Annotated in this window: 22 protein-coding genes; 10 read left to right on the top strand and 12 right to left on the bottom strand. The window is 63.3% G+C overall.

Going from position 1 to position 21,625, the window contains the following annotated elements:
- Positions 1 to 27 precede the first annotated feature (27 nt).
- The 3 genes from argJ to P7A97_RS07095 all read left to right on the top strand — a co-directional run bounded on the left by argJ (position 28) and on the right by P7A97_RS07095 (position 2,945).
- Positions 28 to 1,245: a bifunctional glutamate N-acetyltransferase/amino-acid acetyltransferase ArgJ gene (gene argJ, locus P7A97_RS07085; RefSeq protein ID WP_277689209.1), complete on the top strand. Its 1,218-nt coding sequence runs from the start codon at positions 28 to 30 to the stop codon at positions 1,243 to 1,245.
- 123 nt (positions 1,246 to 1,368) lie between these two features.
- Positions 1,369 to 2,007, top strand: coding sequence for a glutathione S-transferase family protein (locus tag P7A97_RS07090; protein ID WP_277689210.1), 639 nt, complete (start codon positions 1,369 to 1,371; stop codon positions 2,005 to 2,007).
- Positions 2,004 to 2,945, top strand: a complete 942-nt coding sequence (locus P7A97_RS07095; RefSeq protein WP_277689211.1) for a Nudix family hydrolase — start codon at positions 2,004 to 2,006, stop codon at positions 2,943 to 2,945. The genes P7A97_RS07090 and P7A97_RS07095 overlap by 4 nt, the downstream gene beginning before the upstream one ends.
- Positions 2,946 to 3,040: 95 nt before the next feature.
- Here the strand turns inward: P7A97_RS07095 and P7A97_RS07100 are convergent, their stop codons facing one another.
- The 4 genes from P7A97_RS07100 to P7A97_RS07115 are packed head-to-tail and all read right to left on the bottom strand — an operon-like array spanning position 3,041 to position 7,560.
- Entirely contained in the window at positions 3,041 to 3,616 is a 576-nt protein-coding gene (locus tag P7A97_RS07100; protein WP_277689212.1) for a cob(I)yrinic acid a,c-diamide adenosyltransferase, read from the bottom strand.
- 1 nt (position 3,617) lies between these two features.
- Complete coding sequence (locus P7A97_RS07105) at positions 3,618 to 5,639, bottom strand: ATP-binding protein (protein ID WP_277689213.1); 2,022 nt, start codon at positions 5,637 to 5,639, stop codon at positions 3,618 to 3,620.
- A gap of 44 nt (positions 5,640 to 5,683) precedes the next feature.
- The gene (locus P7A97_RS07110; RefSeq protein ID WP_277689214.1) at positions 5,684 to 6,598 is read right to left on the bottom strand and encodes a putative 2-dehydropantoate 2-reductase; all 915 of its coding nucleotides are present in this window, start codon (positions 6,596 to 6,598) and stop codon (positions 5,684 to 5,686) included.
- Complete coding sequence (locus P7A97_RS07115; protein ID WP_277689215.1) at positions 6,595 to 7,560, bottom strand: response regulator; 966 nt, start codon at positions 7,558 to 7,560, stop codon at positions 6,595 to 6,597. Before P7A97_RS07115 ends, P7A97_RS07110 begins: the two co-directional genes overlap by 4 nt.
- 148 nt (positions 7,561 to 7,708) lie before the next feature.
- On the opposite strand from P7A97_RS07115, the gene P7A97_RS07120 reads away from it, so the two are divergent.
- Together P7A97_RS07120 and P7A97_RS07125 are read left to right on the top strand one after the other, a co-directional pair.
- Positions 7,709 to 8,188, top strand: a complete 480-nt coding sequence (locus P7A97_RS07120; protein ID WP_277689216.1) for a YajQ family cyclic di-GMP-binding protein — start codon at positions 7,709 to 7,711, stop codon at positions 8,186 to 8,188.
- A gap of 113 nt (positions 8,189 to 8,301) precedes the next feature.
- Positions 8,302 to 9,138, top strand: a complete 837-nt coding sequence (locus P7A97_RS07125; protein ID WP_277689217.1) for a mechanosensitive ion channel domain-containing protein — start codon at positions 8,302 to 8,304, stop codon at positions 9,136 to 9,138.
- Between the two features lies 1 nt (position 9,139).
- On the opposite strand, the gene P7A97_RS07130 is transcribed toward P7A97_RS07125, so the two are convergent.
- Positions 9,140 to 10,729 (bottom strand): AmpG family muropeptide MFS transporter, encoded by a 1,590-nt coding sequence (locus P7A97_RS07130; protein WP_277689218.1) that lies wholly within the window; start codon positions 10,727 to 10,729, stop codon positions 9,140 to 9,142.
- A gap of 85 nt (positions 10,730 to 10,814) precedes the next feature.
- Positions 10,815 to 11,216: an MGMT family protein gene (locus P7A97_RS07135; RefSeq protein ID WP_277689219.1), complete on the bottom strand. Its 402-nt coding sequence runs from the start codon at positions 11,214 to 11,216 to the stop codon at positions 10,815 to 10,817.
- On the opposite strand from P7A97_RS07135, the gene P7A97_RS07140 reads away from it, so the two are divergent.
- Together P7A97_RS07140 and P7A97_RS07145 are read left to right on the top strand one after the other, a co-directional pair.
- On the top strand, positions 11,215 to 12,213 hold the full coding sequence (locus P7A97_RS07140) for a DUF481 domain-containing protein (RefSeq protein WP_277689220.1): 999 nt from the start codon (positions 11,215 to 11,217) through the stop codon (positions 12,211 to 12,213). The two genes, P7A97_RS07135 and P7A97_RS07140, sit on opposite strands and share 2 nt — an antisense overlap.
- Positions 12,214 to 12,316: 103 nt before the next feature.
- Positions 12,317 to 13,324, top strand: coding sequence for a DUF481 domain-containing protein (locus tag P7A97_RS07145; protein ID WP_277689221.1), 1,008 nt, complete (start codon positions 12,317 to 12,319; stop codon positions 13,322 to 13,324).
- A gap of 297 nt (positions 13,325 to 13,621) precedes the next feature.
- On the opposite strand, the gene P7A97_RS07150 is transcribed toward P7A97_RS07145, so the two are convergent.
- From P7A97_RS07150 to P7A97_RS07170, 5 genes are all read right to left on the bottom strand, one after another.
- Positions 13,622 to 14,422, bottom strand: a complete 801-nt coding sequence (locus tag P7A97_RS07150; protein ID WP_277689222.1) for a cyclic nucleotide-binding domain-containing protein — start codon at positions 14,420 to 14,422, stop codon at positions 13,622 to 13,624.
- A gap of 106 nt (positions 14,423 to 14,528) precedes the next feature.
- Entirely contained in the window at positions 14,529 to 14,801 is a 273-nt protein-coding gene (locus P7A97_RS07155) for a TfoX/Sxy family protein (protein WP_277689223.1), read from the bottom strand.
- Positions 14,798 to 15,589 carry a class I SAM-dependent methyltransferase gene (locus tag P7A97_RS07160; protein WP_277689224.1) on the bottom strand — a complete coding sequence of 264 codons (792 nt, stop codon included), beginning with the start codon at positions 15,587 to 15,589 and terminating at the stop codon, positions 14,798 to 14,800. The genes P7A97_RS07155 and P7A97_RS07160 overlap by 4 nt, the downstream gene beginning before the upstream one ends.
- Positions 15,586 to 15,930: a pentapeptide repeat-containing protein gene (locus P7A97_RS07165; RefSeq protein WP_277689225.1), complete on the bottom strand. Its 345-nt coding sequence runs from the start codon at positions 15,928 to 15,930 to the stop codon at positions 15,586 to 15,588. Before P7A97_RS07165 ends, P7A97_RS07160 begins: the two co-directional genes overlap by 4 nt.
- A gap of 55 nt (positions 15,931 to 15,985) precedes the next feature.
- Positions 15,986 to 17,548 carry a bifunctional aminoglycoside phosphotransferase/ATP-binding protein gene (locus P7A97_RS07170; RefSeq protein WP_277689226.1) on the bottom strand — a complete coding sequence of 521 codons (1,563 nt, stop codon included), beginning with the start codon at positions 17,546 to 17,548 and terminating at the stop codon, positions 15,986 to 15,988.
- Positions 17,549 to 17,665: 117 nt separating this feature from the next.
- On the opposite strand from P7A97_RS07170, the gene mrcB reads away from it, so the two are divergent.
- Genes mrcB through P7A97_RS07185 form a run of 3 tightly spaced genes read left to right on the top strand, consistent with a single transcriptional unit; the run spans position 17,666 to position 21,053 of the window.
- Positions 17,666 to 19,984, top strand: a complete 2,319-nt coding sequence (mrcB, locus tag P7A97_RS07175) for a penicillin-binding protein 1B (RefSeq protein ID WP_277689227.1) — start codon at positions 17,666 to 17,668, stop codon at positions 19,982 to 19,984.
- A gap of 17 nt (positions 19,985 to 20,001) precedes the next feature.
- Positions 20,002 to 20,724: a tetratricopeptide repeat protein gene (locus P7A97_RS07180; protein WP_277689229.1), complete on the top strand. Its 723-nt coding sequence runs from the start codon at positions 20,002 to 20,004 to the stop codon at positions 20,722 to 20,724.
- Entirely contained in the window at positions 20,724 to 21,053 is a 330-nt protein-coding gene (locus P7A97_RS07185) for a YqcC family protein (RefSeq protein WP_277689231.1), read from the top strand. The genes P7A97_RS07180 and P7A97_RS07185 overlap by 1 nt, the downstream gene beginning before the upstream one ends.
- A 23-nt stretch (positions 21,054 to 21,076) precedes the next feature.
- Here P7A97_RS07185 and P7A97_RS07190 read toward each other — a convergent pair whose 3' ends face one another.
- Positions 21,077 to 21,511 carry a DUF4124 domain-containing protein gene (locus P7A97_RS07190; RefSeq protein ID WP_277689232.1) on the bottom strand — a complete coding sequence of 145 codons (435 nt, stop codon included), beginning with the start codon at positions 21,509 to 21,511 and terminating at the stop codon, positions 21,077 to 21,079.
- Positions 21,512 to 21,625: the final 114 nt, after the last annotated feature.

Consider the following 21,625-nt stretch of genomic DNA (forward strand, 5'->3'; position numbering starts at 1 on the left):
TGCACTGCCTTCGAAGGAGCGTTCCACATGGCCGTCGGTCTTGGTCCCCTGCCTACTCTGCACCCGGTTCCCGGTTTCGAACTCGGTATTGCCTCTGCCGGCATCAAGCGCCCCGGGCGCAAGGACGTGGTGGTGATGCGCTGCGCCGAAGGTTCGCGCGTGGCCGGGGTGACCACCACCAATGCCTTCTGCGCGGCGCCGGTGCTGGTGACCCGCGAGCGTATGCAGGGTGAAGTGCGTTACCTGCTGACCAACACCGGCAATGCCAACGCCGGTACCGGCCCGGACGGGCTGGCCAATGCCCGCCGCACCTGTGCCGCCCTGGCCGCGCTGACCGGCGTGCCCGAAGGCGCTGTGTTGCCGTTCTCCACCGGGGTGATCGGCGAGCCGCTGCCGGTGGAGAAGATCGAAGGCGCCCTGCAGGCCGCGCTGGATGACCTGGACGAGAATCATTGGGCCGAAGCGGCTACCGGCATCATGACTACCGATACCCTGCCCAAGGGCGCCAGCCGTCAGTTCGTGCATGACGGCGTGACCGTGACCGTGACCGGCATCAGCAAGGGCGCCGGCATGATCCGCCCGAACATGGCCACTATGCTCGGCTACATCGCCACCGATGCCAAGGTGGCGCGCAGCGTGCTGCAGGACCTGGTGCGCGATGCGGCGAACAAGTCGTTCAACCGCATCACCATCGATGGCGATACCTCGACCAACGATTGCTGCATGCTGATCGCCACCGGCCAGGCGGCGCTGCCGGAAATCACCAGCGCTTCCGGCGAGCTGTTCGCCAAGCTCAAGCAGGCGGTGTTCGAGGTGTTCATGGAAGTGGCGCAGGCCATCGTCCGTGATGGCGAGGGCGCGACCAAGTTCGTCACCGTGCAGGTCAATGGCGGTGGCACCCACCAGGAGTGCCTGGATGTCGGTTATGCCGTGGCTCACTCGCCGCTGATCAAGACCGCACTGTTTGCCTCCGATCCCAACTGGGGGCGCATCCTCGCCGCCGTCGGCTATGCCGGCGTGCCGAGCCTGGACGTGAGCAAGATCGACGTGTTCCTCGGCGAGGTGTGCATCGCCAGCCAGGGCGGCCGCGCCTCCACCTACACCGAGGCGCAGGGCGCGGCGGTGATGGCGCGCGAGGAAATCACCATCCGTATCGAGCTGGGTCGCGGCACCTGCAGCGAAACCATCTGGACCACCGACCTTTCCCACGAGTACGTGAAGATCAACGCGGAATACCGCACCTGATCCACGCGTAGCGCTGGGTGGTATCCGGATTCCCGGTAGTCATGGCCCCATGACTACCGGGAATTTGCTATTGGCCTGTGGCGCTCTTAAGGTCGGTTCAACCCACCTGATTTGGAGAGCTCCATGTCCCTGATCCTGGTCATCGGCAACAAGAACTACTCGTCCTGGTCGCTGCGCGCCTGGTTGACGCTGGAGCTGGCTGGCGCGCCCTACGAGGAAGTCCAGGTCTCGCTGTATGGCCCCGAGAGCCGGCAGCATTTGCTGCAGCATTCGCCTACCGGCAAGGTGCCGGTACTGAAAAGCGAAGACGGGGTGATCTGGGACTCACTGGCCATCGCCGAGTACCTGGCCGAGCGTTTCCCCGAGGCGCACCTGTGGCCCCGTGGTCAGGCGGCCCGTGCCCTGGCTCGCTCGGCGTGCGCGGAGATGCACAGCGGCTTCGTCGCTCTGCGCAGCCATTTGCCGATGGATCTGAGCCGTGATCAGGCCCTGGCCGAGGTGCCAGCCGAGGTGCAGGCGGACATCGCGCGCATCTGCGCCCTGTGGCAGAGCTGCCGCGAGCAGTACGGTCAGGACGGCGCCTTCCTGTTCGGCCAAGCGAGCATCGCCGATGCCTTCTTCGCTCCCGTGGCGGCGCGCCTGCGCAGTTACCGGGTGGTGCTGCCGCAGGAGGCGCAGGCCTACGTGACGACAATTTATCAATGGTCGGCCTTTCAGCGTTGGTATCAGGCCGGTTTGCAGGAAATGGAGAACAAAGCATGAAGCGAGTGCATGTGGCTGCCGCGGTGATCCGCGGCGCCGATGACCGCGTACTGATCGCCAAACGGGCTGCCAGCCAGCACCAGGGTGGCCTGTGGGAGTTTCCCGGAGGCAAGGTGGAGGCCGGCGAGCAGGTGCGCAATGCCCTGACACGCGAGCTGCACGAGGAACTGGGTATTCGCGTCGAAGCGGCCCGGCCGCTGATTCAGGTGCACCACGACTATCCGGACAAGCAGGTGCTGCTGGATGTCTGGGAGGTGAGTGCCTTCAGCGGTGAACCTCATGGCGCCGAGGGGCAGCCGCTGGCCTGGGCCAGCGAGCGTGAGCTGCTCGACTATGAGTTCCCGGCCGCCAACCAGCCGATAGTGGCTGCGGCGCGCCTGCCCGACAGTTACCTGATTACCCCGGACGGCCTCGGGCCGGCCGAGCTGCTGCGTGGCGTGCGCGCCGCCCTGGCGGCGGGGGCGAAGCTGATCCAGCTGCGCGCGCCGAATATGTTCGACCCGCAGTACCGTGACCTGGCAGTGGACGTACAGGGCCTGTGCGCCGGCAAGGCGCAGCTGATGCTCAAGGGGCCGCTGGAGTGGCTCGGCGATTTTCCGGCCGCCGGCTGGCACCTGACCGCCGAACAACTGCGCAAGTACGCGCCCCACGGTCGGCCTTTTCCGGGCCAGCGCTGGCTGGCGGCGTCCTGTCACGGTGCGGAGGAGCTGGCGCTGGCGGCGCGCATGGGCGTCGACTTCGTCACCCTGTCACCGCTGCAGGCCACGCAGACTCACCCCGAGGCGACACCGCTGGGCTGGGAGCAGGCGGCGAAATTGCTGCGCGAGAGCAATATTCCCGCCTATCTGCTGGGTGGCGTGGGGCCGGACGACCGCGAGCGCGCCTGGCAGATCGGCGCTCAGGGCGTGGCCGGTATCCGCGCCTTCTGGCCGCTTTAAGGTGATGTGTCGGCTGGGTTGAGCGCAGCAGCAGAGTTACCTGCTGGCTCGCTTGTTGGGCTTCGTTGCGCTCAACCTCCGTGGCCCGACCCAACCTAGGGCTTCTCTGCCGACGTCCAGAGGACCTCTGCGATGCCCTGGCGGCGCGCGATCAGGCGCGCGGCGACGAACAGCAGGTCGGACAGACGATTGACGTAAGCCATGCCCACCGGGCGCAGCGGCTCCACGGCATTGAGATGCTGGCAACGGCGCTCGGCGCTGCGCGCCAGGCCGCGGCAGACGTGAGCCTGGGCGATCAGTCGCGAACCACCGGGCAGGATGAAGTTGGTGAGCGGGCCGACTTCCTCGTTCCACTGGTCGATGGCCACTTCCAGACGCGCCACCTCGTCTTCCTGCAGCGCCTGATACTCGGGCATCGCCAGTTCGCCGCCGAGGTCGAACAGGCGGTGCTGACAGGGCGACAGGACTTCGATGATCTCGCCCAGGCCGGGACAGGTGACCTGTTTCTCGGCCAATTCGGCGAGCAGCAGGCCGATCTGGCTATTGAGGTTGTCCAGCTCGCCCATGGCCTCGATCCGCGGGTGGTCCTTGCTCACCCGCCGGCCATCGGCCAGCCCGGTCTCGCCCTTGTCGCCGGTTTTCGTGTAGATCTTGCTTAGTCGGTAACCCATTTCAGTGACTCATCTGTTCGGGCGCTGCCGCCAGTGGCAGGCGCAGGGTGAAGCAGGTGCCCTGGCCAGGGGTGGAATGCACCTCCAGCTGGCCCTTGTGGTTGTTGGTGACGATGAAATACGACACGGACAGGCCCAGGCCGGTGCCCTGACCCACTTCCTTGGTGGTGAAGAAGGGCTCGAAGATACGCTTGCGCACGCTTTCCGGCATGCCCACGCCGTTGTCTTCCACCTGGATTTCGGCCCAGGGCGGGGTGCGCCGGGTACGCAGGATGATGCGACCCGGCTCCTGGTCGTCGTCGCGCAGGTGAATGGCCTGGGCGGCGTTCTTCAGCAGGTTGAGCAGGACCTGTTCCAGTTCGTTGGCGGTGGCCGGCACCGGCTCCAGGCGCGGGTCGAAGTCGCGGACGATGGTCAGCCCCTTGAAGTCGAAACTTTCCGTGAGGTCGAAGTCGTTGCCGGCGATTTCCAGGGCCTGCTCGATCAGCTGCGGCAGCTGGCAGGGCGCCAGCTGGCGATTGCTGCGCCGACTGAAGGCGAGCATGTGGCTGACGATCTTCGCCGCCCGCGAGCCGGCCTGCTGAATGCCATCGAGCAGCTGTGGAATCTCCCGCGCCTGCAGGTAGGCGTTGACGTCGTCCAGGGCGATACCTATGGCGCGTGCCTGTTCCTGGTTCTTTGCCAGCTCGGTGGACAGGCGCCGGCGCACGTTCTGCACGTTGTGCAGGATGGCGCCGAGGGGGTTGTTGATCTCATGGGCCATGCCGGCGGCCAGGCCGCCGACCGAGAGCATCTTCTCCGACTGCACCATCATTTCCTCGAGGGACAGGCGCTGGGTGATGTCGTCGATACGGATGACCGCGCCGCGACCACTGGCCCCCATCAGCGGGTAGAAGGTCAGGGCGTAGTGATGGGGTTCGTCTCCACGCAGCCAGGTGACGCGTTCGACCTTCTCTACCTGATGCTGCTCGGCGGCTCGCTTGAGTTGTGGCAGAAAGGGCTTGAGCGGTGGAAAGGCGAGAAACACCGGCTGGTTCAGCGCCGCGTTTAGTGGCGTGCCTGAGAGCGCGCTGGCCTCCTGGTTCCACTGGGTGACGTAGAGCTGATCATCGACGGCGATCAGCGCCGAGGGCATGGAGTCGATGATGTTGTTGAGGTAGTTCTGGAAGCCGGTGAGCTTTTTCTCGATCTTGCTGCGTACCTGCACCTCCAGTTCCAGCTTGCGATTGGAGTGGCGAGTTTCCTCGGCCAGGCTCTGGGCCTGGGCGAAGGCGCTCTCGGCATCGTCACGGGCACGCTTGAGCTGTTGTTCGCGGGCCTCCATACGGCTGAGCATGGTGTTGAAGGCGTCCGCCAGGCTACCGATCTCATCCTGGTTGCCGCGGGCAGAGCGCAGCGCATAGTTCTCCTCGCGGGTGACCTGGCGCGAGAGCTCTTCCAGCTGGCGGATGGGGCGGGTGATCAGACGTTTGATCTGGCGCGCGATCAGCGCCCAGAGCATGACGCTGATGACCAGAATCACGCCGCTGGCGGTGAGCGTGCCGGTGTAGAAGGCACCCGGCAGTTCGCTGGAGGCGACCAGCAGCAGGCGTCCGGGAGGTTTGCCTGCCTGGGGCAGGTCGATGAGTTGGGTGGTGCGGAATTCGCCCTGGCGCCAGTGCTCTAAATCTTCGCTGTGCGCAGGCAACTGCAGGGGCTTGCCCAGTTGTAGTTCGGCCAGGCGTTGGCCGGCGCTGTTGTAGAGGGCTGCGGCGCGCAGTGGGGTGTAGCTGTCCAGGTGTTCCAGCAGTTGCCGGGCTTGCTCCGGCGAGGCCAGGGCGGCGTTGCTGATGTGCGAAGTGGCGATCAGCCTGCCGAGTGTCTGTAGAGCCTGCGGTGCGACACTTTCCTGGGAGATCCAGTAGGCCGCGCTGATGAAGGCCAGGTTGGCCACCAGCATGACGGTGGCCAGCAGTACCAGCAGCGCGGCAAGCAGCTTGCGGCCAACCGGCAGGTTGTCGAGGCGCTGGCGAAGACGGCTCAAGGGTGCGGCTTCCAAGCAAGAGGGAAGGGCAGGTTAGCCTCGCTTCAGGTCAGGGGCAATCCGCGGGCCTGCAGTGCGGCCAGCAGACGCTGCTGCAGGCTCTTAAGTTGCGGCAGGCTCAGGCCCAGGCGTTCACCTTCATGACAGGCATAGCCAAGCAGGAAGCTGATCTCGGTGCGCCGCCCAGCCTGAACGTCCTGATACATGGAGGAGTAGTTGGCCGCGGTGTGCTCGATCACGCCCTGCACCTGCTCGTGCAAGCCGCTGGCGGCCTCGGGCTGCCCCGCGCGCAGTAAAAGTTCGCTCAGCTCTCGGCAGAGAGTGGCGACTTCTTCGGGAAAGTCGCGCAGTCCGCCATTTTGGCAACCGTGCAGCACGGTCAGTGGATTGATGGCGCAATTCAGCGCCAGCTTGCGCCATAGCTTGCCCAGGATGTTCGCAGTCCACTGATGAGGGATGCCTGCCTGGCTCAGTTCGTTGAGCCAGGCAGGCTCCGCCGATTGGCCGGGTTGCCCCAGCCAGGTGTGGCCCTGGCCGGCGAAAACCGTGCGAAACGGGCCGTCACGAAAGGCGCCCTCGGTGCTCGAGGCAAAGATGCAATGGGCCTTGGGCAGCCGCTCGGCGACGGCCTGCTGGCTGCCGAGGCCATTCTGCAGCAGGATGATCTCGGCGCCCGGGCTCAGGCGCGGAGCGAGGCTGGCCGCCGCTTCTTCGGCATCGTAGGCCTTGCAGGCCAGCAGCACGCGGCCGATTGGTGTGCTGCCTTGGGCCGTTTCCGCTGGGATGGGGTAGAGGCTGGTCTGGCTATTTTCCACCAGGCTCAAGCCACCGCCACTGCGGTAGCGGCTCAGGCTGGTGCTGTCACGCAGGAGCAGTTTGACTGGCAGGCCTGCACGGGCCAGGCGCGCGGCCCAGAGTGTACCCAGGCTGCCGGCACCGAGGATGTACCAGGTATTCACTGTGGCAGCGGCAGGCGCGCCGCGCTGACTCGGCCGCTGACGTAGGACTCGGGCAGCAGGCGGGTGGCCTCGGCAAACAGTTGGCGCGGTTCGACGGGCAGGGACCTGGCGTCGAGGCCGACCAGGGCGATGCCGGCCTTGAGGCTGATGAAGCCTTCGCTGGTCTTGAACGCCTTGAGGTTGAGGCCGTCATGCATGCGCTTGAAGCTGCTTGGCGAGCACTCCTGCAGGTCTTCGATCAGGGTGACGATGCCGAAGTGGTTTTCGTCCACCCGGGTCAGCACGTCCAGCGGCCGTACCAGTTGTTGCAGGCGCCGGGCGACGCCATGCAGCACTTCGTTCCAGAAACCGTTGCCGTGCTGGCGACGCAGCGCGTCGCCTTCCTGCAGGCCAATCAACAGGTAGCACAGGGCGCCGCCACGCGACTCGACCTGGCGCAGGCTGTCTGCCAGCTTCTGTTGCAGGTAGCGCGGGTTGCCGAGGCCGGTCAGCGGGTCGACCAGGTTGCGCTGCTCAAGGCTGGCGATGTTCTGCGTCAGCATGCGGTTTTCGTTGAGCAGGCGCTGCAGGTTGTTGCACAGGCGGTCGGCGGCATACACCCGGGGCATCAATTGCTCATTCATCGAGGATTTGCTGATGAAGTCATCAACACCTCGGTCGAAGGCCTCGGCCAGTACGTTGTCACCTTCCTTGCCGGTGAGCAGGATGACGTAGGTGTAGTGCTCGGCGGTTTCGTCCAGCTGGCGTACGCGTCCGGTCAGCTCCAGGCCGTCCATCTCCGGCATCAGCCAGTCGGCCAGCAGTACGCTGGCGGGGCGTTTCTCCAGCTGGCGCAGGGCCTCGGCGGCACTGTTGGCGAAGCGTACGTCCTGGTAGCCGGCCTGGCTCAGGGCGCGGCCGATCATGGCGCTGGAGAACTTGGCATCGTCCACTACCAGGATGCTGAGATGGGGGTTGGGCATTGCTGGCAGCTCGACTGAAATAGAAGGGGGAAGGCGCAGCGACGAACGGTGCGTATCAGACTGGTTATAATGGGCGCGCCATTTTTATCGTCAAGTCAGGCGTGCTCACTCCGTGCGGAGGATCGCGCCGTCCATCAGGAGCTAGCTCATGCCTTCGTTCGACGTCGTGTCGGAACTGGACAAACACGAACTGACCAATGCGGTCGACAATGCCATCAAGGAGCTCGAACGACGCTTCGACCTGCGCGGCAAGTGCAGCATCGAAAGCAAGGACAAGAGCCTGACCCTGACCGCCGAAGCCGAATTCATGCTGGAGCAGATGCTCGACATCGTGCGCAGTTGTCTGATCAAGCGCAAGATCGATTGCCAGTGTATGGAGACCAAGGATGCCTATGCCTCCGGCAAGGTGATGAAGCAGGAAGTGACCTTCCGCGAGGGCATCGACAAGGAGCTGGCGAAGAAGATCGTCGCCCATATCAAGGACAGCAAGCTGAAGGTTCAGGCGGCTATCCAGGGCGAGCAGGTGCGCGTCACCGGTAAGAAGCGCGATGACCTGCAGGAGGCCATTGCAGCCCTGCGTGGCAAGGAGTTCGGCATGCCGCTGCAGTACAACAACTTCCGCGACTAAGCCAGCCTGGCGGAACCCTGACGCCTTGCCGGCGTCCCTATAGAACACCCTTCACCGCCATGGCCCGCCATGGCGGTGGCGTTTTAGCTGTCCGAAAAAAGGAGTGACCCCCCATGGAGTTCAATCTCGACGAGATGATCAAACTGTCCGAAAGCTGGCTGCCGGTGGTGCTGGAGTACAGCGGCAAGCTGACTCTGGCGCTGTTCACGCTGCTGCTGGGTTGGTGGCTGATCAATCGTTTGACCCATAGGCTGCAGGCCTTGATGGGCGGACGGCGGGTGGATGCCGCGCTGACCAGTTTCATCGGCAGCCTGGCCAATATGGGCCTCAAGGTGCTGCTGGTGGTCAGCGTTGCCTCGATGATCGGTATTTCGACCGCCTCCTTCATTGCTGTGATTGGTGCGGCGGGCCTGGCCATCGGCCTGGCGTTGCAGGGCAGCCTGGCGAACTTCGCCGGTGGTGTACTGATTTTGCTGTTCCGTCCGTTCCGCATTGGCGACTGGATCGAGGCCCAGGGGGTGGCGGGCACGGTCGACAGTATCCAGATCTTCCACACCGTGCTGCGCACCGTGGATAACAAGACCGTGATCCTGCCCAACGGTTCGCTGAGCAATGGTGCGATCGTCAACAGCTCGCACCAGGCCACGCGCAAGGTGATCTTCAATATCGGCGTGGACTACGACGCTGATCTGCAGGCCGCGCGCGAAGTGCTGCTGGGCCTGGCGCGGGATTCGCGGGTGCTGGCCGAGCCTGCGCCGGAAGTGGTGGTGACCTCGCTGGGCGACAGCGCAATCACCCTGTCGCTGCGCCTGTGGGTCAACAACAGCGACTATTGGGGCGTCATGTTCATGCTCAATGAGGGGGTGCGCGATGGCCTGCGTGAGGCGGGCATCGACATTCCGTTCCCGCAGCGGGTGGTGCGCATGATCAGTTCCGAGGCTTCGGCCTGAATCACACCTTGCTCGGCTCGCTCACCAGCGCGCCGCCGCGCCGCCACTGCAGGATGATCAGCAGCAGGGTGGGGATGCCGAGCAGGGCGGTGGCGAGGAAGAACTGCGCGTAGCCCAGCTTTTCCACCATCACTCCGGAGTATCCGCCGACCAGGCGTGGCAGCAGCAGCATGATGGAGCTGAGCAGTGCGTACTGGGTGGCGGAGAACTTCAGGTTGGTCAGGCTCGACAGATAGGCGACGAAAGCCGCCGTGGCCAGGCCCGAGCTGAGGTTGTCCAGGGTGATGGTCAGCACCAGCATCAGCATGTGCGGGTCCAGGGCTTCGATCAGCTCCCAGGCCGTGCGTTCGGCGTAGTCGAGGGGGGCGGCGATGACCCCTAACCCGGACAGGCTGGCGAACAGCAGGTTGGTGGCCGCAGATGCCGCGCCGCCCAGCAGCAGAATCGGCAGGATGCCGAAGCGCACGATCAGCAGGCCACCGAGGGCCGCCCCGAGCAGGGTCATCACCAGGCCGAACAGTTTGCTGACGCTGGCGATCTGGCTCTTGGCGAAGCCCATGTCGATGTAGAACACGTTGGCCATGACGCCCATCACCGTATCCGACATGCGATAGGTGGCGATCAGACCCAGCAGCAAGAGCGCCTGCCAGCGGTAGCGCAGGATGAAGTCGTTGACCGGCGTCAGTACCGGAGCCAGGCCGCGACGGCCCATACGCGACAGGCACAGGCTGGTGAGTACCAGGTAGAGCAGGAAGCGCAGGAAGGCGCGGTCGTCGCGAATCAGCTCGACCAGCCCCGTCTCACCCTGCAGCGTCAGCCATGCATCGCTCTGGAAGAGCTGGGTGAACATCGCAGGCACCGAAACCAGCAGCACGATCAGTACCAGTACCGACGCCAGCTGACGGTATAAGCCGTAGCGCGCCGCCGCCATCTGGGTCTGCATGGGCACCGGCGGCTCGCGCATCCACAGGGTGGTGATTACCCCTGGCAGCATCAACAGGGCAAACAGCAGATAGGTGCTGGCCCAGGCCCCATGCTGGTAACCGGTTCCCGGCGTGCCGAACCAGCCAGCGAAATACAGCGCGCCGGCCGTGGCCAGCAGGGCCGCGACGCGGTAGCCAGTCATATAGCTGGCGGCCAGGGCGGCCTGACGGCTGTCGTCAACGATTTCCAGACGGTAAGCGTCTACCGCAATGTCCTGGGTGGCCGAGGCAAAGGCAACCACCACCGCTACGGCGATCAGCCAGGATAGATGTTCCTGCGGGTTGCACAGCGCCATGCCAATCAGGCCAAGGGCGACCAGTACCTGCGACAGCACCAGCCAGGAGCGACGCCGGCCAAGGCGACCCAGGACAGGTAGGCGCCACTGGTCGAGCATGGGCGCCCAGACCCATTTGAACGCGTAGGCCAGGCCGATCAGGCTGGCATAGCCGATGGTCTGGTGCGCCACGCCGGCCTCACGCAGCCAGACCGAGAGGGTGGAAAACACCAGCATGTAGGGTAGGCCGGCCGCGAACCCGAGCAGCAGCAAGGCCAGGGCCGCCGGGTGGGCATAGGTGGCAAGGGCGGCGCGCCAGGTTTTACGAGGCATGGGCGTGTTCTGCTGCGGGCTCGGACAAAGGGCGCACTCTAGGGGCTGTGGGTATTGCTACGCAAGCTGTGTGGGCGGGTCGTCGCTATTCCAACTTGTCTGCGGGCTCATGCGGTCGCCAGCCGTGGCGGCGCATATCGACACGCTCATTGTTAATAGTCAGCCCCTCACTGCGCAGGCGTGCGCGCTGCTCTGCGCCGGATGCGCTGCCGGCGGGTAGGCTCAGGCGGCCGCCAGCGCCGAGTACACGATGCCAGGGCAGGCGCGTATCTTCCGGCAGCTGGCTGAGGGTGCGCCCCACCCAGCGTGCGGCACGGCCCAGGCCGGCCATCAACGCCAGCTCGCCATAGGCGATCACTTTGCCTTCCGGAATTGCCGCCAGCACCAGGTAGAGCGCGGCCCGTCGCTCTTCGACGCTTGCCGTGGAGGGCAGTGCTGGGGCATGTTCAGGCTCATTTTTCGCCTGCCTACGTGGTGCTCCGCTCATGTCTTTGCGCATCCTGCTACTGGTGTTGTTGTCGGCCCACTGGCTTCCGGCGCAGGCCGATACCGTGTGGTTGAACAATGGCGACCGCCTGAGCGGCGAAATCCTGTTGCTCGATGGCGGCAAGCTGGTGTTGAAAACCAAGTATGCCGGGCGTGTGCTGATCGACTGGAAGGATATCGAGACACTGAGTGCCGACAAGCCCCTCATGCTACGGCGCAACGGCCTCGACAGCGAGCAGAGCGAACGTCTCAAGCCGGCAGGCTCCGGCATGGTTCGCCTGGTCAATGGCCGCGAGCAGGTGGTGGCGATGGCGGAGATCGATCGTCTGGTGCCACCGCGTCCGGTGCTCAAGGATCGACACTGGGAAGGCAACCTGGATGCCAAGCTGGATATGGAGCGCAACGAGGATCACACCGATGAGTGGCGGCTCAAGGGCGACACTCGGGTTGAGCATGGTCGATGGCGACATGTGTTGCGTGGTGAGTTGGAGCGCGAAACCGAGAATGGCGAGAAGTCCGAGGACAACTGGGAGCTGGAATACGACCTCGACCGGTTCTTCAGCGAACACTGGTTCTGGCGAGGTGGCTACGAACAGCACGATGACCAGTTCGAGGAGATCAATAGCCAGCGGGTGCTTGGCACCGGGCCCGGTTATCGCTTCTGGGATGACGAGCTGGGGCGCTTCGACCTGGTTACCCAGCTCAATCGGGTGCGTCTCGAAACCTCCTACGACGCGCTGGAGTTCGATAGTTGGTCGCTGGAGTGGGACTATAAGCGGCTGCTGTGGGGCTCGCGGCTGGAGTTCTATACCAATGCCGAGGTGCAGGTGCCGCAGATCGAGGAGATTGACTACGTGCTCGATGGCGAGATGGGGCTGCGTTATCGCGTCAACGAGTGGGCGCGGCTGTCTTTGCTCTATGAGTTGAATCAGCTACGCGGCTTGGGTTCGACTATCTCCGATAAACACTATTTGATCGGTATTGGCGTGGGCTGGTAAGCGAATCGCCTGAACTCCATGGCTGTGTGGGGGTCTGTGCTTGCTCCGTAGGTGCGCATCCGGATAATGCGCGCCTTTGTTCGCAACCAGCCCACTGATGCCTATGAAATTCTCTCATTCCCTGCTCTATCTGGCGCTTCTCGCCAGCTCTTCTGTTGCGTTGGCCGATACGGTCTGGCTGAAGAATGGTGACAAACTGACTGGCAGCATTGTGCTCTTTGATGGCGGCAAGCTGCTGCTCAAAACCGACTATGCCGGCAACATCACCCTGGATGTGAAGAAGATTGCCACGCTGGAAAGCGAGCAGGCGCTACTGGTCAAGCAGGACGACTTCGTCGGTGAGCACGCCAAGTCGATTCGGGCGGCGGGTGAGGGGCAGGTCGAACTGGTCAATGGCACTGAGCCCAAGGTGGTGGCGTTGACCTCAATCAGTCAGATGCTGCCGCCCAAGCCGCTGGTACAAGACCTGACCTGGACGGGCAATCTGGATTTTTCCGCCGACTACAAGCGCGCCGAGAACGATGTCGAAGACTATGACATCGACCTTGATACCAAGGCTCGGCACGGCGCCTGGCGTCACGGCATTGCGGCCGAGTATGACCACGAGACCAAGGACGGCGAGCGCAAGACCGACCGTGTCGAGCTGAACTACGACCTCGACTACTTCCTCACCCAGCAATTCTTCTGGCAGGGGCAGCTGAAATACACCCACGACCGTATCGAGGATCTGGAAACCCAGCGCACCGTCGGTACCGGCCCTGGCTACCAGTTCTGGGACAATGAGCTGGGCGCGTTTTCCATGGCCGGGTTGTTCAACCGCAACGATTATGTATTTGCCGATGGCAGCAGCGAGCACTTCAACTCGGCCGCCCTCGAGTGGGACTACAAGCGTTACCTGATCGGCAAGAGTTTCGAGCTGTATACCCAGGGCGAGGTGGGGGCTCCTTTCGTCGATGAGATCGATTACATCATCGATACCGAGGCGGGTATTCGCTACAAACTCAACAGTTGGGCTGCACTGAGCCTCAAGGCAGAGTGGGACAAGGTCGCCAGCGTGTATGGCGACACCAACGAGCGGCGCTACCTGATTGGTCTGGGCGTGGGTTGGTAGAGCTCTTCCGGCACCTGGTGGCTTCATGCCCTGCCAGGTGCCATTGTCTTTCGGGCAAAAAAAGACCCGGCAAAGTGCCGGGTCAATAACCGTGATTAGCCTGATGAGGAGATAATCTGAAGAGTCCGACTGAATGGCCTCTCAGCTTACCGGCTGATCTCGCGACCAGTTGCGGTAATAATAACAATTCTCATTTTTGAGTCAATGGTTAGATGAGAATTATTTTCGAAAAGATGAGGCGGCTACAAAAACAAACCCCGGCGTCAGGCCGGGGTTTGTTTTTCCGGGACCAGGAGCTCAGTTCGCTTGCGTCTGGGCACGCAACTGAGTGACTTCCTTGTTCATCAGGTCGATGCGGCGCGCCATGCTTTCGATCAGGCTGTGAGCGATGCGCGGGTTGCTCTGCATCAGGCTGAGGAACTGATCCTTGGGGATGACCATGACAGTGCACGGCTCGCTGGCGATCACTGTGGCGCTGCGTTTCTCGCGGGTGAACACGGCCATGGCGCCGAAGATCTCGTCTTTTTGCACATCGCCGACTTTTTGCCCATCCACATAGGCATCGGCATGGCCCTCGATGATCACGAATACATGGTCTGCATCGTCGCCCTGCTGGATCAGCTCTTCACCGGTGGCGAAGTGTTGAAAACCGGTTGCCGGGCGTATTTCCGGCTGTTTGAGGCGGGCCAACGCGTCGGAGAGCAGGGCCGTATGGCCGATCAGGTACTGGATGAAGAGCTCCTGGCGCTGCTCGCTGGCATAGATGTGCTGGAACACTTCACTGCGCGAGTAGGGGATCAGGGTCAGTTGTTCCTCGCTGCTGTAGCGGCAGCTGGGCAGGTCTATGCCCTGGCGCAGACCGACCAGGTCACCTTCCTGCAGGTAGAACAGCGGGCGCTCATCGACCTGAGCATGCAGCAGGCCGTTCTCGATGATGTACAGCTGGTTGCCAGGCAGTATCTTGGCCAGGTCTTCAACCTGCTCGAGGCGCAGCGGTGCTCCGCTGGACTGCAGCCCGTCCAGTAACTGGGTGGGAATGCTCTGCAGGCGTTGGATCAGCTGATCGGCGTAGGCCGGTTGCTCCCCGAGTAGGTACATGACGTTGGTTCCTTGAACTGGCTGGGCTGACGATAAGGCACGTCGCTAGTGGCAACAATAGGCGGCGGCGCGATGCAGGTAAATCCCGCCGCTCGGAGGTTGTGAGCTAGCTCTTGTTGCCTGGCCGCTGTTCGTCCAGTTGACCATTGAGCTGGGCCTTGAGGTCAGGCGACAGTTCGTTCCAGTGAACATCGAGCAGCGCGCCCTCTATGGCGTAAAGCAGTACCTTGGAGGCGCGAAAACCTCGCGCGCGGACCGCTCTGTAGGCGTCCACCGAGCCGAGGCGCCGCAGGTCGCTGGCGTTGTGGATACCCACGGCATGTAACCATTGTGCCGATGTCTTGCCCAGATTCCTCAGGTGTTGCAGTTCATCATTCATTGCGCCTCCTTTCCTTGCATTGCTGCGCAGTCACGAATGGGTGTGCAGGGAGTCCCTGCAAGGAAGTGTAGCGGCCAACGTATAAATCGTCTCTGCTGCCCGTCGCCCCAGGCCTTGCTCAGTTTGGGCGCGACCTCTTGCAGTGGGGCGCGGCCGCTGGCGTGGTGCAGTTTCTGCACAGCCGACCAGGTGCTCAGGTAGCCCAGTAGTTGATCGAGGTTCCAGTACTGTTCGATGGCGAGCTCAGGTGGATTGAGTCGCGCAAAGGGTGGTTCTATGTCGCTGTAGCCGGCATCCACGCTGGCGCGGCCGCTCGGCCAGTAGGCGCCGAGTGTGTTCCAGTAGAAGTCGTCAATCAGCGGGTCGAGCGTTTCATCTATGCGTAGCAGGTTGTAGCACCAGGCGCAGAACAGTCCGTGGGGTTTGAGCAGGCGACGCACCTCGGTAAAAAAAGCGGGTGTGGCGAACCAGTGCAGGGCTTGGGCCACGACGATCAGATCGAGGCTGCTGTCTTCCAGTGGCTGCTTGCAGGCGTCGGCCACGAAGCTATCGATGCCTTGTAGGTCAGCGGCACGCAGTTGTTCCAGGCTTGCGTCGCAGGCCAATACCCGGTCGAAGTGGCGCTGCAGCAGTCGGGTCGCTTGGCCGGTGCCGCAGGCAATGTCCAGTACGCGTTGGTGGCCGGGGCTGTGCTTGGCTAGCCAGGTGAACAGCGCGTCCGGGTAGCTGGGGCGGAAACTGGCGTAGGCGCTGGCGCGATTGCCGAACAGGCGGGCAACTTCGCTCATGCGGGGCGATAGCGCATGCGCGTGCCGAACTGCATGGAGAGCAGGATTTCATCGGCGCCCAGCTGTGCGGGGAAGTAAGCCCCGGAGATCTGCGCATGGGCGATGCTCGCGCCCTGCAGATTGGCTTCGCGCAGATCCAGACCACGCAGGTCGGCACCGCGGAAATAGGCGTCGGTAAAGTCGATGCGGCTGGCGTCCAGTTGGCGCAGATCGAGGCCACGCAAATCTGCTCCGCGCAGGTCGATGCTGCCGTCCTTGGGCTTCTGCTGGTTGAACTCGCTGACTTTCTCGTTACGCAGCAGGCGGTACAGCGGCGAATCCAGTTGCTGGGGCTGGCTCATGGGGTGCCTCCGTTCAGGGCCTGTCGGCAGTATAGACAGGCCCTGGGAGGACGTTTCAGAGCCCCGGCAGGCGTTGGCGAATGCTGTCGATCAGGCTGTCCAGGCTGGAGGCCTGGTGCGTGTCGACGCGACGGCTATGAGCCTGTTCGTCGGCGCTCAGTTCTTCCCGGCCAGCCAGCTGGGCTTCGATCACTTCCAGGGTGGCATCGGAGGGGTCGCTGCCCTCGGCCTGGCGCTGCTGCAACCAGGCGGTAATGACGTCCAGAGGGGCTTGGCAATCCAGAATCAGGAAAGGTGCACCGTTTTGCTCGGCAACCTGCCAGGCCGCGGCCCGCTGGGCATGCTTGAGGTAGGCGGCGTCCAGCACCACCGGGAAGCCTGCATGCAGAGCACTTTCCGCCAGTTGGTGCAGGTGTTGGTAAGTAGCTGTAGTGGCCTCCGGGCTATAAATGCCGGCACGCAGGGCGCCTTTGTCAGCCTCCGCCTGTTCGCCGAACAGGCGCTTGCGCTCCATATCAGAGCGGATGCGGATAGCCCCCAGAGCCTCGACCAGGCGCAGCGCAACATGGCTCTTGCCAACGGCGGACACGCCGCTGGTGATGGCCATGAAGGGTGAGGGGATGGCGCTGTAGCTTTCCGCCAGGTTGGCGTAGTTGCGGTATTGGCGCAGGGTGGCCGCTTTCTGCACGGCATCGCTCTGGTGTGCCAGGCTGAACAGCGCGACCTTGGCCCGCACCAAGGCGCGGTAGGCTTTGTAGAAGTTGAACAGCTCCAGTGCCGCGTAGTCGCCGCTGTGCTCCAGCCAGGCGCTGACGAAGCGCCGCGACAGCGCCTTGAGGCCGCGGTCTTCCAGGTCCATGGCGAGGAAGGCGGCGTCCGAGGCGATGTCGATCAGGCGGAACGGCTCATTGAACTCGATGCAGTCGAACAGCACCACGGAACCGTCGAGCAGAGTGGCGTTGCCCAGATGAATGTCGCCGTGGCACTCGCGGATCGAACCATTGGCGGCGCGCTGTGCCAGCAGCGGCTCCAGGCGGGTGATGTTGGCCTCGGTCCAGGCTTCCAGGGCGTCGACCTGGCGCAGGTCGGCGGCGTCGCTGAGCAGTGGGCGGATCTGTTCGAAGTTCTGGCGCATCGGCGCGACGATGGCCTGCGCCGAGCACAGCGGATGATCCGCGGCCACGGCTGGGGTGCGGGCGTGGAAGTCAGCAATCTGCCGGGCCAGGGCGTCGATGTGCACCGGGGTCAGTTCGCCGCGGGCCTGCACGGCGCTGAGCAGCTGGCTCTGCGGGAACTGGCGCATCTTCAGCGCGTACTCGATGGTTGTGCCGTCGCCGCCCAGCTGCGGGGCGCTCTCGCTGCCGGTGATCGGCAGTACATCGAGGTACAGCCCCTCGGTGAGACGCTGGTTGAGGCGCAGCTCTTCGCCGCAGAAGTGCTGGCGCTGTTCCAGCGTGGTGAAGTCGAGGAAGCCGAAGTTCATCGGTTTCTTGATCTTGTAGGCGAAGGGGCCGGTGAGCAGCACCCAGGAGATGTGCGTCTCGATTACCTGGAAGCCTTCCACCGGGTGGGGGTAGAGGGCCGGGTTCTGCAGGGCGGCAATCAGGGCTTGGCTCACGGTCTTTCCTTGCATTCTGAAGTCGGTAAGAGGCGGCATTATGGCCGCTGTGCGGCACTCTGCAAACCGCCGGAGCGCGCCTGGCTGGGCTTGCCAAAGTGCGTATAATCCCGCGCCATGACTCGATCCCGTACTCCCCGTAAAGGCGCCAAGCGCCGCTCCGGCAGCTCCCGCTCCTGGCTGGGCTGGCTGTTCAAACTGTCGCTGGTCGGCCTGGTGCTGCTGGCCGGCTTTGCCGTTTATCTGGATGCCGTGGTGCAGGAGAAATTCTCCGGCAAGCGCTGGACTGTCCCGGCCAAGGTCTATGCGCGGCCATTGGAACTCTTCGTCGGACAGAAACTGAGCAAGACCGACTTCCTCACCGAACTGGATGCCCTCGGCTATCGCCGCGAGGGTGCGGCCAATGGCCCGGGCGCGGCGGCGGTCAACGGCAACCTGGTCGATCTGCATACGCGCGGTTTCCAGTTCTATGAGGGTGTTGAGCCGGCGCAGCGAGTGCGGGTGAAATTCTCTGGTGACTACGTGGCCGGGCTGACCCAGGGCAATGGCAGCAATCTGGCTGTGGCGCGTATGGAGCCGCTGTTGATCGGCGGTCTGTACCCGGCACATCACGAAGATCGCATCCTGATCAAGCTGGATCAGACGCCGCCTTACCTGGTGGAAACCCTGGTTGCGGTTGAGGATCGCGAGTTCTTCAACCACTTCGGCGTATCACCCAAGGGCATCGCCCGCGCGGTGTGGATCAACGCGACTGCCGGTCAGCTGCGTCAGGGTGGCAGTACCCTGACGCAGCAGCTGGTGAAGAACTTCTACCTCACCAGCGAGCGTAGCCTGACCCGTAAGCTCACCGAGGCCATGATGGCGGTGCTGCTGGAGCTGCACTACGACAAGCAGGAAATTCTTGAGGCCTATCTCAACGAGGTGTTCCTTGGTCAGGATGGCCAGCGTGCTGTGCATGGCTTCGGTCTGGCTAGCCAGTATTTCTTCAGTCAGCCGCTGGGCGAGTTGAAGCTGGAGCAGGTGGCGTTGCTGGTCGGTATGGTTAAGGGACCGACCTATTACAACCCACGACGTAATCCGGAGCGTGCGCTGGAGCGCCGTAACCTGGTCCTTGATCTACTGGTGCAGCAGGGTGTGGTCAGTGCCGAGCAGGGCGAGGCCGCTAAGAAGAAGCCGTTGGGCGTGACCAAGCGCGGCAGCCTGGCGGATAGCTCCTTCCCGGGCTTCCTCGACCTGGTCAAGCGTCAGCTACGCCAGGACTATCGCGAGGAAGACCTGACCGAAGAGGGGCTGCGTATCTTCACCAGTTTCGACCCGATCATCCAGCTCAAGGCCGAAGCCGCACTTGGCGAAACCCTCAAGCGCTTGTCGGGGCGCAAGGGTGTGGATGAGGTCGAGGCGGCCATGGTGGTCACCAATCCGGAAACCGGTGAAGTGCAGGCGCTGATCGGCAGTCGGCAACCGCGTTATGCCGGCTTCAACCGGGCGCTGGACGCCAATCGGCCCATCGGCTCGCTGATCAAGCCGGCGATCTATCTGACAGCGCTGGAGCGACCCAGTCAGTACACCCTGACCAGCTGGCTGGAGGACACGCCGTTCTCCGTGAAGGGTCAGGATGGCCAGGTCTGGCGACCGCAGAACTACGACCGCAAGGCCCACGGCACCATTTATCTCTATCAGGGGCTGGCCAATTCCTACAATTTGTCGACGGCCAAGCTCGGCCTGGAACTGGGCGTGCCCAACGTACTCAAAACCCTTGCGCGCCTGGGTGTCGAGCGCGAGTGGCCGGCTTATCCCTCGATGCTGCTGGGGGCTGGTGCCCTGAGCCCGATGGAAGTGGCAACCATGTACCAGACCCTGGCCAATGGTGGCTTCAATACGCCGCTGCGTGGTATCCGCAATGTGCTGGCCGCCGAAGGCGAGCCGCTGAAGCGCTATCAGTTCCGCATTCAGCAGCGCTTCGACCCTGGTGCGATCTATCTGGTGCAGAACGCCATGCAGCGGGTGATGCGCGAGGGTACCGGACGCTCGGTTTACAGCCAGTTGTCGTCCAATCTGACCTTGGCGGGCAAGACCGGTACCAGCAACGACTCGCGCGATAGCTGGTTTGCCGGCTTCAGTCAGGATTTGCTGGCGGTGGTCTGGCTCGGTCGTGATGACAACGGCAAGACGCCGTTGACCGGTGCCACCGGTGCGCTGCAGGTTTGGACCGGCTTCATGAAAAAGGCCGATCCGCTTCCGCTGGACATGCCGATGCCGGATAACGTGACGTCGGCCTGGGTGGACGCAGCCAGTGGCCAGGGTTCTGCGGCGGGTTGCCCGAATGCGGTACAAATTCCTTACATACGGGGTAGCGAACCCGCTGCGGGCGCCCCTTGCGGTATGGGTGTCCCGGCGGACTCGGTCATGGACTGGGTGCGCGGTTGGCTCAATTGATTGCGGAGTGAATGTGCATGGCTAAGTGGTGGGTTGCGGTAGTAGTGGCATCTGCGGTGCTGACGGGTTGTGCCGGCGTGCAGCAGGGCTCCATTCCCGTGGTGGACTCCAGTGGTCGTCTGCTCGATGACGAGCAGGGCGGTGGTTATGGTTCGCCTGCCGCGCCGACAGCGCAGGCACAATCGCAGAATCTGCCGCAGGACTCCGGTGTCGTGGTGATGGTGCCGGGCGGTGCGGGCTCGGCGCCCCTGCAGACCTTTCCGGATGGCAGCAGTGCCACACCCTCGACTTTCGAGCCGGCTCCGCTGAGCAGTGCGCCGTTGCCTGGCAATGGTGATGTCTACCAGCAGCAGCCGATGACTCCCAGCGCGCCCAGTGGTATCCCCAGTGGCACCATGCTGGCTGCTGATGAGCAACTCGATGGTCCGGTGCTGGCGCTGCTGACCAGCGCCCAGCAACAGCAGAGCAGCGGTGATCTGGACGGTGCATCGTCCAGCCTGGAGCGCGCTCAGCGCATCGCGCCGCGTGAGCCCCAGGTGCTCTATCGTCTGGCCGAGGTGCGCCTTGCTCAGGGTGATGCCGCCCAGGCCGAGCAGTTGGCTCGCCGTGGTCTGACTTACGCCAATGGCCGTCCGGCTCTGCAGGCCGGTCTGTGGGACCTGATCGCGCAGGCGCGAGAGCGCCAGGGTGATCCTGCTGGTGCTGCGCAAGCGCGCGAGCGCGCTCGGGTCAATCTCTGATGGACTCGCGTCTGTCTGCACTCGCCGATCAGTTACTGCTGATCGAGCGGGAGCTGCGTGTACTGGGGTTCTGGTCTGTGGAGGCGCCCAGTGCAGAGGCGCTAGCCAGTGTCCAGCCGTTCTGCGTCGATACCATGAGTTTCGAGGCCTGGCTGCAGTGGCTGTTTTTGCCGCGGATGAAGGTGTTGCTGGAGTCGGGAGGCCCTCTGCCGACGGCTTCGGGGATCCGCGAGATGGCCGATATGCGCTATCGCGGTCGTGAAGCGGAAGTGCTGGGGTTGTTGCGCGAGCTGGAGACGTTTGATCGTCTGATCAAGAGCGCTCACTGAGCGCTCTTGAGTAGAGCGGTTGGTTACTGGCAGTTTTCCTTGATGGAGGCTTCGCTCTTACTGATGCGTTCCTGGCGCTCTTCTTCGGTCAGCCGGCGCAGCTCGCCACCATCCTCGATGCGAACCCGCGGGTTGGCTTTCATCTGTGCCAGGTCCTTGCGGATGCGCTCGCAGTAGACTTTTCTCTCTGCTTCATTCTTGGCAGCGTCCTCGCGCGCCTGCTGGTCGAGCTTTTCTTGCACGGCGTCTTCGCTATCTGCTGGCGTGGCGGTTACCTGTGGGGCGGGTGACTTGGGTTGGGAAATATTTGGGTTCACCTCAGCTGCCTTCTGGCCCTCTGGCGGCTGCGAACCAAAGTGAACATTGCCCTGCGCGTCCACCCACTTGTAGATCTGGCCAGCACTAACGGTGGTGCTCAGGGCGAGCAGCACACTGCACGCGAGAATCATGCGACGCATGTCATATCCTTCTTGATGTCGGCAGCAAAAACCTGCCGGTTACTATAACCAAATCCCGTGAATCTTCATCCTGCGCCAGGTCACAAGCCGCGATTGCAATAAACTGCGTGTTAC

Origin of the sequence: Pseudomonas sp. GOM6 (assembly GCF_029537485.1) — a bacterium.
In the GTDB taxonomy this organism is placed as follows: domain Bacteria; phylum Pseudomonadota; class Gammaproteobacteria; order Pseudomonadales; family Pseudomonadaceae; genus Aquipseudomonas.

What these genes read in the sequence shown, in the direction of transcription:
- argJ (WP_277689209.1), top strand. Translation starts at nt 28, where the DNA reads ATGGCCGTCGGTCTTGGTCCCCTGCCTACTCTGCACCCGGTTCCCGGT.
- P7A97_RS07090 (WP_277689210.1), top strand. Translation starts at nt 1,369, where the DNA reads ATGTCCCTGATCCTGGTCATCGGCAACAAGAACTACTCGTCCTGGTCG.
- P7A97_RS07095 (WP_277689211.1), top strand. Translation starts at nt 2,004, where the DNA reads ATGAAGCGAGTGCATGTGGCTGCCGCGGTGATCCGCGGCGCCGATGAC.
- P7A97_RS07100 (WP_277689212.1), bottom strand. Translation starts at nt 3,616, where the DNA reads ATGGGTTACCGACTAAGCAAGATCTACACGAAAACCGGCGACAAGGGC.
- P7A97_RS07115 (WP_277689215.1), bottom strand. Translation starts at nt 7,560, where the DNA reads ATGCCCAACCCCCATCTCAGCATCCTGGTAGTGGACGATGCCAAGTTC.
- P7A97_RS07120 (WP_277689216.1), top strand. Translation starts at nt 7,709, where the DNA reads ATGCCTTCGTTCGACGTCGTGTCGGAACTGGACAAACACGAACTGACC.
- P7A97_RS07125 (WP_277689217.1), top strand. Translation starts at nt 8,302, where the DNA reads ATGGAGTTCAATCTCGACGAGATGATCAAACTGTCCGAAAGCTGGCTG.
- P7A97_RS07130 (WP_277689218.1), bottom strand. Translation starts at nt 10,729, where the DNA reads ATGCCTCGTAAAACCTGGCGCGCCGCCCTTGCCACCTATGCCCACCCG.
- P7A97_RS07140 (WP_277689220.1), top strand. Translation starts at nt 11,215, where the DNA reads ATGTCTTTGCGCATCCTGCTACTGGTGTTGTTGTCGGCCCACTGGCTT.
- P7A97_RS07135 (WP_277689219.1), bottom strand. Translation starts at nt 11,216, where the DNA reads ATGAGCGGAGCACCACGTAGGCAGGCGAAAAATGAGCCTGAACATGCC.
- P7A97_RS07145 (WP_277689221.1), top strand. Translation starts at nt 12,317, where the DNA reads ATGAAATTCTCTCATTCCCTGCTCTATCTGGCGCTTCTCGCCAGCTCT.
- P7A97_RS07150 (WP_277689222.1), bottom strand. Translation starts at nt 14,422, where the DNA reads ATGTACCTACTCGGGGAGCAACCGGCCTACGCCGATCAGCTGATCCAA.
- P7A97_RS07155 (WP_277689223.1), bottom strand. Translation starts at nt 14,801, where the DNA reads ATGAATGATGAACTGCAACACCTGAGGAATCTGGGCAAGACATCGGCA.
- P7A97_RS07160 (WP_277689224.1), bottom strand. Translation starts at nt 15,589, where the DNA reads ATGAGCGAAGTTGCCCGCCTGTTCGGCAATCGCGCCAGCGCCTACGCC.
- P7A97_RS07165 (WP_277689225.1), bottom strand. Translation starts at nt 15,930, where the DNA reads ATGAGCCAGCCCCAGCAACTGGATTCGCCGCTGTACCGCCTGCTGCGT.
- mrcB (WP_277689227.1), top strand. Translation starts at nt 17,666, where the DNA reads ATGACTCGATCCCGTACTCCCCGTAAAGGCGCCAAGCGCCGCTCCGGC.
- P7A97_RS07180 (WP_277689229.1), top strand. Translation starts at nt 20,002, where the DNA reads ATGGCTAAGTGGTGGGTTGCGGTAGTAGTGGCATCTGCGGTGCTGACG.
- P7A97_RS07185 (WP_277689231.1), top strand. Translation starts at nt 20,724, where the DNA reads ATGGACTCGCGTCTGTCTGCACTCGCCGATCAGTTACTGCTGATCGAG.
- P7A97_RS07190 (WP_277689232.1), bottom strand. Translation starts at nt 21,511, where the DNA reads ATGCGTCGCATGATTCTCGCGTGCAGTGTGCTGCTCGCCCTGAGCACC.